Source organism: Phaeobacter gallaeciensis DSM 26640 (genome assembly GCF_000511385.1).
Taxonomy (GTDB): domain Bacteria; phylum Pseudomonadota; class Alphaproteobacteria; order Rhodobacterales; family Rhodobacteraceae; genus Phaeobacter; species Phaeobacter gallaeciensis.
The window spans coordinates 3,469,945-3,487,489 of the sequence record NC_023137.1 but is presented as its reverse complement, the minus strand read 5'-3'; the positions used below and the strand labels follow the sequence as shown (position 1 = coordinate 3,487,489).

General features: G+C 58.5%; 15 protein-coding genes. 10 read left to right on the top strand and 5 right to left on the bottom strand.

The genetic code is table 11. The features are described from left to right. Positions 1 to 2: 2 nt before the first annotated feature. The 6 genes from urtC (at position 3) to GAL_RS16750 (ending at position 8,372) form a co-directional block, all read left to right on the top strand. Complete coding sequence (gene urtC, locus GAL_RS16775; protein WP_024098750.1) at positions 3 to 1,205, top strand: urea ABC transporter permease subunit UrtC; 1,203 nt, start codon at positions 3 to 5, stop codon at positions 1,203 to 1,205. Further along, positions 1,202 to 1,942 (top strand): urea ABC transporter ATP-binding protein UrtD, encoded by a 741-nt coding sequence (gene urtD / locus GAL_RS16770; protein ID WP_024098749.1) that lies wholly within the window; start codon positions 1,202 to 1,204, stop codon positions 1,940 to 1,942. Before urtC ends, urtD begins: the two co-directional genes overlap by 4 nt. Positions 1,943 to 1,945: 3 nt before the next feature. Next, positions 1,946 to 2,641, top strand: a complete 696-nt coding sequence (urtE, locus tag GAL_RS16765; protein ID WP_024098748.1) for an urea ABC transporter ATP-binding subunit UrtE — start codon at positions 1,946 to 1,948, stop codon at positions 2,639 to 2,641. Between the two features lie 520 nt (positions 2,642 to 3,161). Continuing rightward, positions 3,162 to 4,976: a BCCT family transporter gene (locus GAL_RS16760; RefSeq protein ID WP_024098747.1), complete on the top strand. Its 1,815-nt coding sequence runs from the start codon at positions 3,162 to 3,164 to the stop codon at positions 4,974 to 4,976. Between the two features lie 175 nt (positions 4,977 to 5,151). Next, the gene (locus GAL_RS16755; RefSeq protein WP_024098746.1) at positions 5,152 to 7,341 is read left to right on the top strand and encodes a dehydrogenase E1 component subunit alpha/beta; all 2,190 of its coding nucleotides are present in this window, start codon (positions 5,152 to 5,154) and stop codon (positions 7,339 to 7,341) included. Continuing rightward, on the top strand, positions 7,338 to 8,372 hold the full coding sequence (locus GAL_RS16750; protein ID WP_024098745.1) for an ACP S-malonyltransferase: 1,035 nt from the start codon (positions 7,338 to 7,340) through the stop codon (positions 8,370 to 8,372). The genes GAL_RS16755 and GAL_RS16750 overlap by 4 nt, the downstream gene beginning before the upstream one ends. Here the strand turns inward: GAL_RS16750 and GAL_RS16745 are convergent. The 3 genes from GAL_RS16745 to GAL_RS16735 all read right to left on the bottom strand — a co-directional run bounded on the left by GAL_RS16745 (position 8,362) and on the right by GAL_RS16735 (position 11,096). Beyond that, on the bottom strand, positions 8,362 to 9,939 hold the full coding sequence (locus GAL_RS16745) for a DUF427 domain-containing protein (RefSeq protein WP_244462796.1): 1,578 nt from the start codon (positions 9,937 to 9,939) through the stop codon (positions 8,362 to 8,364). The genes GAL_RS16750 and GAL_RS16745 overlap by 11 nt on opposite strands. 178 nt (positions 9,940 to 10,117) lie before the next feature. Further along, positions 10,118 to 10,819 carry a winged helix-turn-helix domain-containing protein gene (locus GAL_RS16740; RefSeq protein WP_024098743.1) on the bottom strand — a complete coding sequence of 234 codons (702 nt, stop codon included), beginning with the start codon at positions 10,817 to 10,819 and terminating at the stop codon, positions 10,118 to 10,120. Then, a complete protein-coding gene (locus GAL_RS16735) occupies positions 10,791 to 11,096 on the bottom strand; it encodes a hypothetical protein (protein ID WP_024098742.1) in 306 nt (101 codons plus the stop codon). The genes GAL_RS16740 and GAL_RS16735 overlap by 29 nt, the downstream gene beginning before the upstream one ends. 166 nt (positions 11,097 to 11,262) lie before the next feature. On the opposite strand from GAL_RS16735, the gene GAL_RS16730 reads away from it, so the two are divergent. The 4 genes from GAL_RS16730 (at position 11,263) to GAL_RS16715 (ending at position 15,233) form a co-directional block, all read left to right on the top strand. Further along, positions 11,263 to 11,736, top strand: a complete 474-nt coding sequence (locus GAL_RS16730) for a hypothetical protein (protein ID WP_024098741.1) — start codon at positions 11,263 to 11,265, stop codon at positions 11,734 to 11,736. A gap of 106 nt (positions 11,737 to 11,842) precedes the next feature. After that, positions 11,843 to 12,460 (top strand): ribonuclease HII, encoded by a 618-nt coding sequence (locus tag GAL_RS16725; protein ID WP_024098740.1) that lies wholly within the window; start codon positions 11,843 to 11,845, stop codon positions 12,458 to 12,460. A gap of 110 nt (positions 12,461 to 12,570) precedes the next feature. Further along, positions 12,571 to 13,674 carry a site-specific DNA-methyltransferase gene (locus GAL_RS16720; RefSeq protein ID WP_024098739.1) on the top strand — a complete coding sequence of 368 codons (1,104 nt, stop codon included), beginning with the start codon at positions 12,571 to 12,573 and terminating at the stop codon, positions 13,672 to 13,674. 179 nt (positions 13,675 to 13,853) lie between these two features. Next, on the top strand, positions 13,854 to 15,233 hold the full coding sequence (locus GAL_RS16715) for an adenylate/guanylate cyclase domain-containing protein (protein ID WP_024098738.1): 1,380 nt from the start codon (positions 13,854 to 13,856) through the stop codon (positions 15,231 to 15,233). On the opposite strand, the gene GAL_RS16710 is transcribed toward GAL_RS16715, so the two are convergent. Together GAL_RS16710 and mutY are read right to left on the bottom strand one after the other, a co-directional pair. After that, the gene (locus GAL_RS16710; protein WP_040104338.1) at positions 15,230 to 16,396 is read right to left on the bottom strand and encodes an alkane 1-monooxygenase; all 1,167 of its coding nucleotides are present in this window, start codon (positions 16,394 to 16,396) and stop codon (positions 15,230 to 15,232) included. The two genes, GAL_RS16715 and GAL_RS16710, sit on opposite strands and share 4 nt — an antisense overlap. A gap of 72 nt (positions 16,397 to 16,468) precedes the next feature. Continuing rightward, a complete protein-coding gene (mutY, locus tag GAL_RS16705) occupies positions 16,469 to 17,542 on the bottom strand; it encodes an A/G-specific adenine glycosylase (RefSeq protein WP_024098736.1) in 1,074 nt (357 codons plus the stop codon). Between the last annotated feature and the right edge of the window lie 3 nt (positions 17,543 to 17,545).

The window sequence follows — 17,545 nt, the reverse complement described above, 5'->3', positions numbered from 1 at the left end:
CCATGCAACGTAGCTTCATTGCCCGAAACCCGTCTGTCCTGATCTTCGTCACGATCCTTGCCCTGTTTACGCTGGGCGTCACCCTGTTGTCCGAAGGCTTGGGGATTGGGGTCGTCTCAACCTCACTGATCAAGACATTGGGAAAAACACTTTGCCTCTGCCTGGTTGCCATCGCGATGGATTTGATCTGGGGTTATGTAGGAATTCTGAGTCTTGGTCATTTCGCCTTCTTCGGGTTGGGCGGATATATGATCGGCATGTGGCTGATGTATGAGCGGACCCGGGACACGGTGCTGGCGTCGCTGTCTGACGCTGTGCTGCCGCCAACTGAAACTGAAATACGAGATGCGGTTGCGCATCAGATTTTCGGTGTCGTTGGCGGTGACAGTTTCCCGCTGGTCTGGGCCTTTGCCGACAGCTTGCTTCTGCAACTTTTCTTGGTTGTGGCTGTTCCCGGTGTGTTGGCGCTGACCTTCGGTTGGCTCGCCTTTCGCAGTCGGGTGACCGGTGTATACCTGTCGATCCTGACCCAAGCGATGACCTTGGCGCTGGCGCTGTATCTGTTTCAGAACGACAGCGGTTTGCGCGGCAACAACGGGTTGAGCGGATTGCAGAATTTGCCAGGATTAGCTGAGGTGCCGCAGTCGTTGATCTCGATCTGGTTCTTCTGGGCGTCGGCTCTCGTGCTGGGACTGGGCTATGTGATCGCGGCCTGGGTGGTCGGTGGAAAATTTGGCTCCGTTTTGCGCGCCATTCGCGACAATGAAACCCGGGTGAGGTTCCTTGGATATTCCGTTGAGGGATACAAACTGGTGATGTTCACAGGGACGGCCTGCGTCGCGGGTATCGCTGGTGCGCTCTATTATCCGCAGGCGGGGATTATCAATCCAGCCGAAATGGCGCCGATCGCCTCCATCTATCTGGCGGTCTGGGTCGCGATTGGCGGGCGGGGTCGGCTCTACGGTGCGGTGATTGGTGCGGTCTTTGTATCGCTGCTGTCCAGTTGGTTCACAGGCGGGCAGGCTCCGGATGTTGATCTCGGACTGTTTACTGTGCGCTGGGTCGATTGGTGGCAGGTTGTTCTGGGGCTGGGGTTTGTTCTGGTGACCTTATTCGCCCCCAAAGGGATTGGTGGTTTGGTCGACCTGGTTCAGCAGCGCCGCACGACCGAGATGTCACCCAGCACAGAGAAGGCAAAATCATGAATCCTCTTCTGGAAGTATCGGGTGTCTCCGTCAGCTTTGATGGGTTTCGTGCAATCAATAATCTGTCGTTTCGGATCGGTCGGGCTGAGCTGCGCGCGATCATCGGTCCGAACGGTGCGGGCAAGACAACGTTCATGGATATCGTCACCGGAAAAACAGCGCCGGACAGTGGTAGCATCATCTGGGATGGGAGCCGACGGTCAGTGTTTACCCGTTCAGAAGCGCGTATTGCCCGTGAAGGCATTGGGCGGAAATTCCAGAAACCAACGGTCTTTGAAGAACAGACAGTTCAGGAAAATCTACTGCTTGCGCTCAAAGCGGATCGCCGCCCACTTGCCGTATTGCGGTACCGCCCAGTCCGGTCGCACCTGACCCGGATCGAAGAACTGGCAGGCGAGGTCGGCTTGAGCAATGCACTGCAGCGTCGGGCTGGGGAGTTGAGCCACGGCCAGAAACAGTGGCTGGAGATTGGCATGTTGCTGGCACAGGAGCCGCGCCTATTGTTGGTGGATGAGCCTGCCGCAGGCATGACGCTGGAAGAACGGGAACAGACCACAGCAATTTTGGTTGCGGCGGCTAAAACGCGCGCGGTGGTGGTCGTGGAGCACGATATGGATTTCGTCCGAAGACTGAATTGCCGGGTCACCGTGCTGCACGAGGGCGCGGTTCTGGCTGAAGGATCGTTGGACCATGTGACTGCTGACCAAGCAGTTATCGATGTTTATCTGGGGCGCTGAGCGATGTTAAAACTTGACGATGTAACTCTGCACTATGGTCATTCTCAGGTTCTGCATGGGATCTCGATGGAGGTGCCTCGTGGGGAGGTGGCCTGTGTTATGGGAACAAATGGCGTTGGCAAAACCAGCCTGATGAAAGCGATTGCTGGGCGCCATGCGCGGTCCGGCGGTATCATTGAGTTGGACGGCCAATCTTTGGGCGCCGCCTCGGCACATCAGTTGGCAAGAAGTGGGATTGCCTATGTGCCGCAAGGGCGGGAGATTTTTCCGCTCCTGACGGTTCTGGAAAATCTCGAAACTGGCTTTGGGTGCCTGCCACAGGCTGAGCGCCACGTTCCGGATAAGATCTATGAGTTGTTCCCTGTGCTCCGTGATATGCGGCACCGGCGTGGTGGGGATCTGTCGGGGGGGCAACAACAGCAGCTTGCCATCGCCAGGGCGCTGATCACGCGACCAAAACTGCTATTGCTTGATGAGCCGACAGAGGGCATCCAGCCGAATATTATCCAGCAGATCGGTGAGGTCATCCGGCATTTGCGGACTGAAGGTGAGATGGCGATTGTGTTGGTAGAGCAGTATTTTGACTTTGCCTACGAGTTGGCAGATCGGTTTGTGGTTCTTCGCCAGGGCCGTGTCACATTGGCTGGTGGCCGCAATGACGTCAGCAGGGCGGATCTTTTGGTGGGTGTATCCGTCTGATTTTCGCGACGCGTTAGCGTAGCGGTCGAGCCTCCTGGCCTACAGTGGTGCAGGAGAGACGGTCGGCTGCAACGTATTCGTTAGCGGGATTTGCTGCTTGAAACGTCAAATCTGTCGCTTTCGGCTGCTGTCGCGGTCGAAAATTGCATTCATCATGCCTTTGACTGGCTGATCATTCACCGCGTGTCGTGGTGGATTTAGATAATCTGAAGTTCACTACATTTTATTCGAAGTGCCTGACGCGCTGTATTTGGTTAGTCTTGGCCAAATGTATGGTGACGCCGCGCCGGGGATGGCAGAGGAAAGGGAGAACAACCGGAACTGTCATTCTGGCAACGCCGAAGGGATGCACCGTTGCCAAGGGGGCGCGCGCATTTTCCGAAGTCGCCTGCAGTCCATTATCATTCAATTGAAGCCTGCGCGGTTCCTTCGTGTGGGCGAAGACCAACCCGCCACCTGAGCGTCAGGGTGAGACGGGGATCGACAAAAAACGACGCGCCACACTCATCAGGGAACGATCATGTCAATCAAGCCACCATTTACCGAGTTGGAGATCGAAACGGCTCCATCCGGGTTCTACGAAGGCCACAGCCTTCCTATCGCATTGATCAGTAAGATCATCATGACAGCGCTGGTCCTCTGGGCCTTGGTCTGGCCCAGCAAGGCCAGCGGCATTCTGTCTTGGGTCAACAGTGAATTGCTGAATGGTTTCAACGCGTTCTATATCATTTCAGTAGGGGCGTTTGCCTTTTTCCTGTTTGTGCTGGCAATCTTGCCTGCCACGGGGAGCAAAAAACTGGGTCCGGCGGATGCCGCGCCTGAGTTTTCCAATTTCTCTTGGTTCTCAATGATGTTCGGCGCTGGTCTGGGCGTTGGTTTGATGGTTTTCGCAACGGCTGAGCCGTTGGGCCTTTGGGGATCGAACCCGGTTGTTCTGTCCGGTGCCGTGGCAGCCAACAGCGAGGAAGCGGTGCAATCTGCCTATCGCTATACCTTCCTGCATTACGGGTTCCATGCCTGGGCGATCTATGTGCTGACCGGTCTGTCGCTGGCCTACTACGCCTACACGCGCGATATGCCGCTGACTATTCGCTCGGCGTTGACGCCATTGCTGGGTAAGGCTGCAAACGGCTTCGTTGGCCATCTGGTTGATGTGCTGGGTGTGGTTGCCACGATCCTGGGCGTTTCGGTCACCATTGGGTTTGGCGTCAGCCAGTTTGTCGATGGTGTTTATGCGGTCTCGGGTATGGAATGGCTGATGAACGGCGATACCGAAGCCCCGAAGCCCAGCACTGTGGGCCTGCTGTCGGCTCTCTTTGTGATCATGGGACTGTCGATCCTGTCAGCCGTGTCAGGCGTGGGTCGCGGGATCAAATACCTCTCTAACCTGAACCTTGTGCTGTCGGTCATTCTGCTGCTGACCTTTGTGTTCTTCGGCTCCTTCTTCTTTGCGATGACCAAATTCGGCAGCGGGTTGGTGGATTACATCCTTCATTTCACCCAAATGTCCTTTGGTGCCTATGGCCCGCAATCAACTGAGGCCTTTGCCGCAGCTCTGCCGGAGGCTGCACAGGCTCTGCCCGCGGAAGATCTAAGCGCGGTCTACGGTTCGGCAACATCGCCGTGGGGGTCGCTGGGCGGCTTCACCGAAGGGCTGCCTGCCTCAGCAGCAGCGCTGGATGCAAATGCAGTCTACGCTGCCGGTGAACCCGGTCGTCAGTTTGGCTGGCAGGCAGGCTGGACCACGTTCTACTGGGCCTGGTGGATTGCGTTCTCGCCCTTTGTTGGCCTGTTTTTGGCACGTATTTCCAAGGGCCGCACGGTGCGTGAGTTCATCCTGGGCTGTGTAATCGCGCCTGCGATCGTTTGCTTCCTGTGGATGACCATTCTGGGCGGCACCGCGATCGATCTGGAACTGAACGGTTCCGCCGCAGGAGCAATCATCGGAGCAACCAATACGGCGAAGCTCTTTGCAACGCTGGAGCAGATGATTTCCGGTGGCTTCCTGTCGGCCATCACCGTGATGTGTGTTGTACTGATCATGACCTTCCTGGTCACGTCGGCGGACTCGGGGATTTTGGTGATGAACACCATTATGTCCGGCGGTGAGCAGGAAACCGGGATCAAACACCGTATTATCTGGGGGTTGATCCTGACTTCTGTCATTGGTGCGTTGATCATCGCAGGAAACAGCGGGACGGCGTCCAACCCCTTTGGGGCCTTGCAGAACGCGATGATTATCGGAGCGTTGCCGTTTACCATTGTCATGGTCTTCATGATGATCTCGCTGGCAAAAGCGCTTTACCGGGACAGCCTGCGCGCCAAAGCAGACTGATCACGGTTCAGTTTCTGACGTGAGAGCAAAGGTCGCGCCTTGGCGCGGCCTTTGTCGTTTCTAAGTGATGAAGGTCAGAAACCTATGAGTGATGCTCATAGGTAGTAGCGGTAATCTCATTGGTAAGGCTGGTGAATTTGGGTGATAAAGCCATTGAACTGTCAGGGGTAAGGCCATGGATCGCGCCGAGATCGTACATCAAAATTTCCTTGAGCGCGTGCGGACAGGGTCCCTGCCACCGGGCGCCGCAGCGAAGGGCGCTCTGACGCCCAGTGAAGCGGTAGCGATCTATCGCGCGCAGGTACTGAGCCGGGCACTGGACCGGACCAGCCGGGCGATGCAGAAGGCCGGGCAGGGGTTCTATACCATCGGGTCGTCCGGTCATGAGGGTATGGCGGCGGTGGCGCGGGCGCTGCGGCCTGATGACATGGCTTTTCTGCACTATCGCGATGCGGCGTTTCAGATTGCCCGTGCAGGCCAAGTGCCGGGGCAGAGTATTGCCTGGGATATGCTGCTGTCCTTCGCTTGCTCCGCTGAAGATCCGACATCCGGCGGGCGGCATAAGGTGCTGGGCTCCAAAGCGTTGATGATCCCGCCGCAGACCTCCACCATCGCCAGCCATCTGCCAAAGGCAGTCGGCGCGGCCTACTCCATCGGCGCAGCGCGGCGTCATGATCCGGAACATCGGGTTCTGGCCGAAGACGGGCTGGTGATGTGTTCCTTTGGTGACGCCTCTGCCAATCATTCAACGGCGCAGGGGGCGATTAATACGGCGTGCTGGACGTCTGTGCAGTCGACACCCTTGCCGCTGCTGTTCGTCTGCGAGGACAACGGGATCGGCATTTCGGTCAAGACGCCGAAGGGCTGGATCGAGGCGTCGATGTCTCAGCGTCCGGGGATGCGTTATTTCCAGGCTGATGGGCTGAATATGCATGATGCCTATGAAACTGCACAGGCGGCCGCAGACTATGTGCGACTGCGGCGCAAGCCGGCGTTCCTGCATCTGCGCACTGTCCGGCTCTATGGTCACGCGGGGGCCGATGTGCCGACAACCTACCTGAGCAAGGCGGAGGTAGAAGCGGATGAGGCCAATGATCCGCTGCTGCATTCGGTACGTCTCTTGTCAGAGGTCGGCGCGTTGTCCTGCGAGGCCGCGCTGGAGATTTATACCGAGACCTGTGAACGGGTGGAGCGGATCCGAACGGAGGCTGTCACCCGCCCCCATCTGAAAACGGCTGATGAGGTGACCGCGAGCCTGGTTCCGCCAGCCCGAACGTGCCGACCGACCAACGGAGCAAGCGCTGAGGCTCGGGCAGATCTGCTGGGCAGCGACCTGCGTGCGCAGGCAGATCCACAGCCGATGAGCCGGTTGATCAACTGGGCGCTCACCGACCTGATGTTGGAGCACGGCGAACTGGTCGCGATGGGTGAGGACGTCGGCCGCAAGGGAGGTGTCTATGGTGTTACCCAGAAATTGCAGCAACGGTTTGGCCAGGACCGGGTGATTGATACGCTGCTGGATGAGCAGTCGATCCTTGGTCTCGCTATTGGCATGGGGCACAACGGATTCGTGCCGATCCCAGAGATCCAGTTCTTGGCGTATCTGCACAATGCAGAAGATCAAATCCGCGGCGAGGCGGCGACATTGCCGTTTTTCTCCAATGGCCAGTTCAGCAATCCAATGGTGCTGCGTATTGCAGGGCTTGGGTATCAGAAGGGGTTCGGCGGCCATTTCCACAATGACAACTCGTTAGCTGTGCTGCGTGATATTCCGGGCATTGTGATTGCCTGCCCCTCGGATGGGGCAGAAGCTGCGATGATGCTGCGCGAGGCTGTGCGGCTTGCCCGGGAGGAGCAACGGGTCGTGGTCTTCATCGAGCCTATCGCGCTTTATCCGATGCGGGATCTGCATGAGGCCAAGGATGGCGGATGGATGCGTCACTACCCGGCGCCGGATCAGCGGATCGCATTGGGAGAGGTCGGTGTACATGGGGATGGAACCGATCTGGCAATCGTCACCTACGGCAACGGCCGCTATCTGGCGACGCAGGCACAGGCGGATCTCGTAGCCAAGGGGATCGCTGCCCGTGTCGTTGATCTGCGCTGGCTTGCGCCTCTGCCAAAGGAGGCGCTGCTGGCTGCAGCCGCCGACTGCGATAAGATCCTGATTGTGGATGAATGCCGCACCACTGGCAGCCAGTCAGAGGCGTTGATGGCGCTGTTCTACGAGGCTGAAGGCGCCCCAATGGCCCGTGTTGTGGCAGAAGATTGTTTCATCCCGACGGGACCGGCCTATGCGGCGACCTTGCCCTCGAAGGAGAGTATTGTGGCTGCCGCCCTTCGCTTGACGGGAGCCGCAACATGACCCGGACCGCCGTTTTGATCTGCCCCGGACGAGGCACCTATAACAAGGCGGAGCTGGGCTACCTGTCCCGCTATCACAGTGAGAAACAGGCTCTACTTAGCGCATTTGACGCTATGCGGGCAGCGAACGGACAGGAGAGCGTCTCGGCTCTGGATGCTGCCGATCGCTATTCAGTGTCGAAATACACGCGCGGTGACGTGGCCTCGCCGCTGATTTATGCCAGTGCTATCGCAGATGCGCAGTCGCTGGCTGAGGACATCGATGTCGTCGCGGTCACCGGCAATTCCATGGGTTGGTATATCGCGCTGGCGGCGGCGGGTGTGCTCAGCCCTCAGGCAGGGTTTGACGTGGTGAATACCATGGGCCAACTGATGCAGCAGCACCTGATTGGCGGGCAGTTGGTCTATCCCTGTCAGAGTGAAGATTGGCAGTTGGATCGTCGTCGCAAGGTGGAGCTGTTGCAGCTGGTCGGTGACATCGCCATGCGACCCGGTCACCAGCTGTCCCTGTCAATCGATCTGGGTGGTATGCTGGTTCTGGCCGGGAATGCCAAGGGGCTCGACGCGTTCGAACGGGCCGTGCCCCAGGTCCAGGATCGTTTTCCCATGCGACTGGCCAATCATGCGGCATTTCACACGGAGCTGCAGGCTCCGGTAGCTGCCGCCGGTCGGGCACGGCTGTCACAATCGCTATTTGGTCCCGCCCAGAAGCCGCTGATTGACGGACGCGGGCAGATCTGGTGGCCGGGCGCGGATACTGTAGAAAGCCTTTGGCGTTATACGCTGAACACGCAGGTGGTCGAACCCTATGATTTCACCCGCGCCGTGCAGGTGGCGGCGCAGGAGTTTGCGCCGGATCTGTTCATCATCGCCGGGCCGGGTACCACACTTGGCGGAGCCGTGGCGCAGTCACTGGCACAAATCAACTGGCAGGGGCTGGACGGGAAGGCGGCGTTCAAGACGCGACAGGCGCAGGACCCGGTGGTGGTGGCCATGGGGGATCCCGCGCAGCGGGCGCTGGTTAGCCGCTAGCACGCTGGCCTGGATCGATGGCCATGGACACGGCGAAGGCCTCTACCGGGCGTGAGACGTTGTGCAGTGACACTGATCCCAGCGGCGTGGCCTGTTCCGGTGTCTCCAGCAAGTCTCGGCTGACCACAATGGTATGGCCACAGGATTTGCCATAGTCGCCGAGCCGAGCCGCGATATTTGCGGCCTGTCCGATGACGGTGAAGTCCAGCCGCTCACGCGATCCGACGTTGCCATAGGTGACGCCGCCATAGGCCAGACCGATGGAGCATTCACTGCGTCTCTGGCCGGGATCGTCGCCCATGGCGTCCAGCGCGGCGACAATGGCGCGTGCGGATTGCAAGGCCTGCGCCCGCGCCTCTGCCGGGGTGTCGCCCGCCGGGAAGACCGCCAGAACCGCGTCACCGATAAATTTCAGCACTTCACCGCCGTGTTCATGCACGATGGTGGATGCGGTCTCAAAGAAATTGTTGAGCAGTTCGATATAGGCGGTGCGGCCCAGCTCTTCTTCCAGACGGGTCGAACCGCGCAGATCGCAGAACATGATGGCCGCATCAATATCGTCGCCATCGCCGCGCCGGATTTCCCCGCCCAGAACCCGCGCGCCGGTGCGCTTGCCGACATAGGTCTCCAGCAAGGACTGGGCATTTTCCCGTTGCATGAACACTTCGTAATAACGCGCGATCACTGCGGAGCATTCAAATATCAGTCCCAAGTTCTCAGTCGTGAATCCTTTGGGATGATCGCTGGCGACCGTCAGCACATTGATGCGCCCATCAGAAAACGGCAGCGGCATAGCCACATAATCCGTCGCGCCCTCCTCCCGCAGATCGGTCAGGATGGGAAACGCGTCGCTGGGCTGTTCCAGATCCAGACGTTGACGAATACCGCCCAGCCCATTGGAAACGTGGCGCAGGGGGCTGTTCTGGAAGGCCGGGTGGTCGTGGATCTCATAGCTTGGCGCATAGGTGGTCACCTTGCCTGATGCGCGGCTCCAGATGAAGTTCTTGCCCGCGATCATTGGATGCAAAGACCAGGCCATCACGGAAAGGCGGGATAGATGAACGCCTTGCTCCACCAGTTTTTCGGAAAGGCGCTGTGTAAACTCCTCCGGTGTGGGCAGATAGGCCGCCTCACGCAGCAGCCAGTCGATCAGCGGTCCGGAGATGCTCCCATATTCAGGTACGTCCAGTTGATTTTTGCCAAGGTCAATCTCGACGTTGGCGTCCGGCATGAAGCTGACATGACCTGCAATTCCGGACGCCTCGGGCAGGGCATCGTCGTAGGACCAAGCGGCGTTACTGATGCAATCCTGTCCAAGTTGAAGATCTTGATACCCGGCTGTTCCCTTGAAAGGGCAGAAGGTCTGGTGACCGTTGGCCGCAGACAGGCAGGAGTGGATATCATCGCGGGGAAAATAGATCGCGGCAGGCTGGCGGGTTTCATACATCACCTTGGCGCGGGTGCTTTGTGCGATGATTTTTCCACCGAGGCGTGCAGTAACCGGCCCGCGCAGCTCTTCGATCAGGATGCCATAGGGCTGTCGAGCGGTATTTGCGCGCATATTCATAAGCGTCGTTCCCTGCTGATTGGCCAGCATGGGGGCCATGCGACCTGCCGTCTATTATGTGGTGACTGGTCATAGAAATGCCAGAGCGGCACGGGGAAATTGATCGGCATGACCTCACGGCTGTTTCCACATTGGTTGCCAATTGGTCACCGACTGCACGGGTGCCATGTGCAGTCGATCAGACCATGCGGATCACATCCTTGCTGATCGACAGAACATAGCCACGTTTGGCGATATTTTTGACCAGAAGTTCACTCACCATCTGATTGCCCAATGTATCGCGCAGGCGTTTGATCCGAGTGGCGCCTGCGGCCTCTTCGCAATCGATGGACGGGCGGCCAGAGATCATCGCCTCAATCTCAGCACCGGAAAGCACATCGTCATCCAGACGTGCTTCTGCCAGAACCGCGAGGGTTTCCATAGCGGCGGCTGTCAGTTTGAAGCCCATGGTGTTGAGATAGACGGTGTTTTCCTCGCGGCTGATCAGCAGCTCGGTCACCTGAATGCCTGCGCGTTCGATCTGCACCATGCGCCGGTTCAGCATGACCAGCATGGCCAGCACCACCAGAGCGGCGACCATCATCATGGTGGCAAAAACCAGCAGGACAAAAATCACCATGCGATAGCTGGTCAGCGTATCGGCAAAGGCGGTGCCGGATTGGGCGAGGATTTCCAGCAGTTTGATTTCGGCCTGAGTGGTGAGGTCATTTTCGACAAAGACCTGTTCGACGCGTGCGTTGAAGGCATTGGCATCCGGCAGCGTCAGCAGAAGAACGGTGCCGGCAATGACCAGGAGGGCGACAATGGCAGCAATCCCCAATGCGATGACGCGGCTGCCTGCTGCGCGTACCTCAGAAACGGAGAAAATAGGGTCCGGCATCTGCTTTCCTTTGTTCCAGCCCGTCGGGACCAAAAATGGACAGAACATTCAGCAAGGTCCAGCCTGCCGCCGATAACCTTCCGGAGATTTCAGCCTCGGCCGCCGGTTTGCTACAGGCACCGCCGATCTGGATGACACCGTAGTGCAACCGCAGGGGGGCGTCCTGTTTTGCCTTGTAGTCGGCGTAGCATTCGGCGGCTGTGGCCGCAGGTGTATCGCTGAGTATGCCTACCGCGAGACCGGCAATCAGGGCAGTGGAGATAAGGATTTGTTTCATGCCCTCACCCTGCGCATTTATTGCAGGATATTCAATAACCACAGGTGATTGCGCGCAGTGATATTCGATAACAGGGCCGCGTTATTGCCTGTCCGAGAGGGCTGACCCCAGGCTGACTGCATCGGTCATCTGACCTCATGTTTTCAGACCTCAGGAAGGACATCCCATGTTTCGCAGCACCCGCTCCAACGTTGATATCAAACCGCATCGCAAGTTCATTACACTGATCGTTGCCGCTGCCATAGCCGTGACGGGGTTTTCAACGGCCCCTGCACGGGCGGATGAAGATGTTGCTAAGGTCCTGGCGGGTCTGGCGGTTCTTGGCATTATCGGCGCCATCGTGAAGAACAACCGGGATGATGATCGTCAGCAAGTAACCCGGCCACATCGCCCGCATCGTCCCAAACCACTGCCGCCGCGGGTGGCGCGCTATGACCTGCCAGCGCAATGCGTACGCTACTTCCCACGCTACAGCCAGAGCCGCACCCTGATGGGCCGGGGATGCCTGCGCAAACAGTATGGGTTTGAACACAAACTGCCCCGCGCCTGCCAAGTGACCTTTTGGAACGGCAAACGGAACCGGGTCGGTTATCGCCCGGATTGCCTGAAGAACCGCGGATATCGCATCACTCGTCGCTAAGACGGAAACCAGGTTCGAGCAGACTTAGGGGGCTTCGGCCCCCTCTTTTTGTGCTCATCTGATCGCTGGGCTTGAAACTCAGCGCAAAACCCGGTCAGACCAAGGGATGGAGTATCCCGATTATAGTTTGGAAGCGGCGGCGCGTGCGCGTGGCCAGATGCGCATAGCAGGCGTGGATGAGGTAGGGCGTGGCCCGCTGGCAGGGCCGGTGACGGCTGCGGCGGTGATCCTGGACCCTGATAGCATCCCAGAGGGGCTGAACGACTCCAAGAAGCTGAGCGCCAAACGGCGCGAGGCGGTGGAGGCGTCTATCCTTGCACAGGCTGAGGTGTCGATTGCCCATGCCTCTGTCGAAGAGATTGATTCTTTGAACATTTTACGTGCGTCGCATCTGGCGATGGAACGTGCGGTTGCAGCACTGGACCCGGCACCGGACTATTTGCTGATCGACGGCAATCTGATCCCCAAGGGGCTGCTGCAAGCATCGGAGTTTGTCATCAAGGGGGATGCCAAATCAGTCTCCATCGCGGCGGCTTCGATAGTGGCGAAACAGGCACGTGACCGGATCATGGTGGATTTGGCGCAACAGTTTCCCGGCTATGGCTGGGAGAAAAACGCAGGCTACCCTTCCAAACAGCATCGCGAGGCGCTGGTCAGCCTAGGGGTAACCCCACATCATCGGTGCTCCTTCAAGCCGGTACACAAGATATTGTATCAAGAGTGAACCACATCGCGTTGTTCTAAAAAAGAAATTGACCTCGAATCCACGATGACTCATCCTGTGGACAACCAAAATGAGCGCAAAAATGCGCCGTGGTTATCGAGGCAGAGCAAATGAACAAAACACTTACACGGGGCGCCGAGGCGCTCCCGCTAAACGCGATCCTTGACGGTGACTGCATCGAAGTGATGTCCGGTCTGCCGTCAAATTCGGTTGATCTGATTTTTGCAGATCCGCCCTATAACCTTCAGCTGAAAGGGCAGTTGCATCGTCCCGACAACAGCAAGGTGGACGCGGTTGACGATCACTGGGACCAATTTTCCAGCTTTGGCGTCTACGACAAATTCACCCGCGACTGGCTGAAACAGGCCCGCCGTATCCTGAAGCCCAACGGCTCCATTTGGGTGATCGGCTCCTACCATAATATCTTCCGGGTCGGCACAGCCGTGCAGGACGAAGGGTTCTGGATCCTCAATGATGTGATCTGGCGCAAGTCGAACCCGATGCCGAATTTCCGGGGCAAGCGTTATACCAATGCCCATGAGACGATGATCTGGGCGTCAAAGTCCGAAGGCGCAAAATATACCTTCAACTACGAGGCGCTGAAGGCGCTGAACGAAGGTTTGCAGATGCGTTCGGACTGGGTGATGCCGATCTGCACAGGCCATGAGCGCCTGAAAGATGACGCCGGCAACAAGGCGCATCCGACGCAAAAGCCAGAGGCGTTGTTGCATCGTATCCTCGTCGGGTCGACCAATCCCGGTGATGTGGTGCTGGATCCCTTCTTTGGCACGGGTACGACAGGTGCCGTGGCCAAGATGCTGGGTCGTGAGTTCATCGGGATCGAGCGCGAGGCCGCCTATCGTGAGGTCGCGGAGAAACGTATCAAATCGGTGCGTAAATTCGACCGCGAGGCTTTGCAGGTGTCCGCCAGCAAACGCGCCGAGCCGCGCGTGCCCTTTGGCCAGCTGGTCGAGCGTGGCATGCTGCGTCCGGGTGATGAGCTTTATTCGATGAACCAGCGCCACAAGGCGAAGGTCCGCGCGGATGGGACGCTGATCGGCGACAATATCAAGGGGTCGATTCATCAGGTCGGGGCGCATCTGGAAAATGCACCATCCTGTAATGGCTGGACTTACTGGTGCTTCAAGCGGGATGGAAAAACCGTGCCCATTGATGTGCTGCGCCAACAGATTCGGGCTGAGTTGCAGAACTAATCCCACCTTTTTCACAACCTGTGTGAAACCACAGGCGCTGTCGCATTGTCGGCGGCGCCTACCTTGCCCCGCCAACCCGGCGGGGTCTTTTCGTTTTGGGATAGCGCTTCATGGGGTGCATCTGATGACAGCTGTCGCTAATTTGGTGCAAGACCAGCGCCAATAGATGGACAAACGTCATGGCCATAACTGCCTCCGCCCCCGCTCCTGCATTGGACAGCGATGAAGCGATTTTCACGCAAGAGAGCCCTTATGCGCTTGACGCGCTGACCGAGCACAAGCGCAATGGTCTGGAACTGGCAGTGCGGGCCCGCTGGATCGCAATGGCGGTTACGGCGCTGTTTCTGATTTATGTGATCCCCGAATGGCATGTGCTTTATTATCACGCCATTCTTGCGCTGCTGTGTCTTAATGGCTGGCTGATCCGCCGCGTTGGCCGGGTCGGGCAGTCACGGCTTGAGATGCTGCTGATCCTGGCCGACCTTACGATCATGACAGCAGGTATGCTGTTTCCTAACCCGTTCAGTAGCGAAGATCTGCCGTTGGCTATTCAATATCGCTATGGGAATTTCCTCTATTTTTTCATCATATTGGCAGCTGGAACCCTCGCCTATTCTTGGCGCACGGTCGCTGCGATCGGGACCTGGACCGTTGTGATCTGGTTGTCGGCAGCCTTTATGGCCTGGTGGATCTACGACCCGGTGCCGGGGCTGAGCGAGGCTGTGCTGGCAGCGGTGAACCATAATCACGCAATGGCCGAGTTCATCGACCCAAATAGCTTTATGTTGCAGCAGCGCCTTCAGGAGGGGATCGTATTCTTTCTGGTGGCGCTCACGCTGGCGGTGTCCTCAAGGCGGTTCTATCATCTGATCCAGAACAATGCGGTGCTGGAGCGCGAGCGGGCCAATCTTTCGCGGTATTTTTCGCCAAATGTCGTGCAGCAGCTCTCGCAAAACGACGAGCCGCTGAAACAAACCCGGCGTCAGGATGTGGCCATCCTGTTCATCGATATCATTGGATTTACCCGGCTTGCCGCAGACAGCGACGCCTATAAGGTGATTGATCTCTTGCGGGATTTTCACGGACGGATGGAGCGGGAGGTTTTCCATCACGAAGGAACGCTGGACAAATACCTCGGCGATGGGCTGATGGCGACCTTTGGCACGCCTTTGGCGGGACCGAAGGATGCAACCAACGCCTTAACCTGCGCACGCGCCATGCTGGCGTCACTGGCCGATTGGAACGCAGAGCGCCGCCGCTATGGTGAGACTGAAATCCGCGTCGGTATCGGGGTTCATTACGGTGAGACCGTGATAGGTAACATCGGTGCGAACCGGCTGGAGTATGCGGTGATTGGCAATACTGTGAATATTGCTGCCCGGCTGGAGGAGCGGACCCGTGAACTGGAAGCCCAGCTTGTGATCAGTGAAGCGCTGCGTCAACAGGTGCGGGCCGAGGGTGGTCCGGCCAATCTGGAGAAGGCGGGTTTTGTCCAGTACCCTGCATCTGAGCTGCGTGGATTGACACGGTCGATGACACTCTGGGCGCTGCCGCGTTAAGTAGTTGCAGGACCGGTGGTGACCGGATCCGGGCGCTGATCCGGTTTCAGAGCTTTGTTGTAGGCGCTCCAGTCGGTGATTTCGGGATAATACATCTGCCGCCAGCGTCGCACCCGCGGGTTCATTATCCGGCGCCACAGCGGTGGAAACATCGCGGCGACGGTCATCACCGGATAGCCATAGGGCAGCTGCGGCGCGTCGGCCTTGGTGTGGTTCTGGAGCAGGGGAAAGCGTCGGTCCGGTTTGTAGTGATGGTCGGAGTGACGTTGCAGATTGATCAGCAACCAGTTCGAGGCCTTATGTGCAGCATTCCAGGAATGCCGCGGCATTACGTGTTCGAACTTGCCATTGCCCAGATATTTGCGGGTCAGTCCATAGTGTTCGACGTAGTTCACCAGCTCCAGCTGCCAGATCGCGACACCAGCTTGTGCCAGAAACAGCAACAGCCCCGTGAGCCCGCCCAGAAAAAACGCGACCAACAGCATAAGCCCTTGTAGCGTCCAGTAGCGAAAGAACGGATTGCGCCGATCGGTCCAGGGCAGATCGCGGCGTGCCAGTTGGGCGCTCTCGGCGCGAAACGCGGACTGCCAGCACTGCCGCAGCACCCGCGGGTAGAACCGGTGGAACCCTTCGTTGTAGCGCGCCGTCACCGGGTCGCGGGGCGTGCCGACATGGCGGTGGTGGACGAGCAGATGTTCGGATCTGAAATGTGAGTAGAGCACCATCGCCAGCAGGATATCCGCCAGCCAGCGTTCTAGCTTGCTCTTCTGATGCATCAATTCGTGGCTGTAGTTGATCCCAACAGTGCCACTCAGGACACCGACGCCAAAGAACACGCCGAATTTCTCAAGACCTGACAGATGTTCGGCCTGAGGCACATAGATAAGCATGACAATCAGCAACAGGGCCTGCGCAGGGACCCAAGCCATGGTCAGGGCGGAGTACCAGCGAAGGTCGTCCTCGGGCGTGAGAGGATCGGCGTTCTCCAGGTTGAGACCGAACACCCCGTCAAGCGCGGCAAAGAGATACCAGGTGGCCAAGGGGGGCAACAAAATGGCCCAACCGCCATAGACGGCGGCCAACACCACCAAGGGAATCAACAGAAAAGACAGCCAGAACGGTAGAGCCGCCTGCCAGCTGCGCAGTGTTTCGGGAGTTGTCATCATGGCGCAAATCCAGGGATGTCGAAGACATTTGTGCCGACTATGCCTGTGCTCCCGGAGAAAGAGAAGGGATCAGCGACCCTTCCATAGGTCAAAGGCCTTGCGCATGACCGTTGGTAGATCCGTCGATTTGAAGTCATGTCGTGCGATCACGCGGTGATGGTCCTCAGCTGCGAAATCCGCAGGCAGCTCTGCCAGCATGACGCGCAGGATAAGATGAAAATGCGTGAAGGTATGACGCACCTCGGCATCGAGCAGCTGCCAGTCAGACTCAAACGGCGGTGCGGGGTTGGGATGGTCGGGGCTGTCGGTCCAGTCGCTGCCGGGCCAGCCCAACATGCCGCCCAGGAGCCCCTTGTCCGGGCGCTGTTCCAGCAGCCAGTCACCCGCAGCGCTGCGGGCCAGATAGACAATGCCGAGCCGGGTTGGCTTGGGCTTCTTTGGGGTTTTCTTGGGCAGTTCTGTCGCAGTCCCCGCCGCGCGGGCCGCGCAGGGCGTACGCCATGGGCAAATGCCACAGGCGGGATTGCGCGGCGTGCAGATCGTGGCGCCGAGATCCATAACGGCCTGAGCATGATCGCCGGGCCGCTCTACCGGGGTGAGAGCGGCTGCTTTCTCCTTAAGCTGTGGTTTGGAGGTCGGCAGGGGGACATGGACATCATAGAGCCGGGCCATCACCCGCTCCACATTGCCGTCCAAGACGGTTTCCTGTCGGTCAAAGGCAATGGCAGAGATAGCCGCCGCCGTATAAGGACCGATGCCGGGCAGGGCGATCAGCCCGTCGTAGGTATTGGGAAAGGTGCCGCCATAGTCCTGCGCAACCACTCGGGCACATTTCAGCAGATTGCGCGCCCGCGCGTAATATCCAAGCCCGGCCCATTCGCCCATCACATCCGCATCCGGCGCGGCTGCCAGATCTGCTACGGTGGGCCAGCGGCTGGTGAAGCGGTGAAAGTAGTCTTTCACTGCGGCCACAGTTGTTTGTTGCAGCATCACCTCGCTTAGCCAGATGCGATAGGGATCCGGCCAGACCCCAGCTGCGCGGTCCGCCGGGCTGATCCGCCAGGGCAAGCTGCGGGCGTGCTGGTCGTACCACTCCAGCAATGTGCTGCTTTGTGGTTGGCTCTGGCTGTCGAGGTCACGCATTCT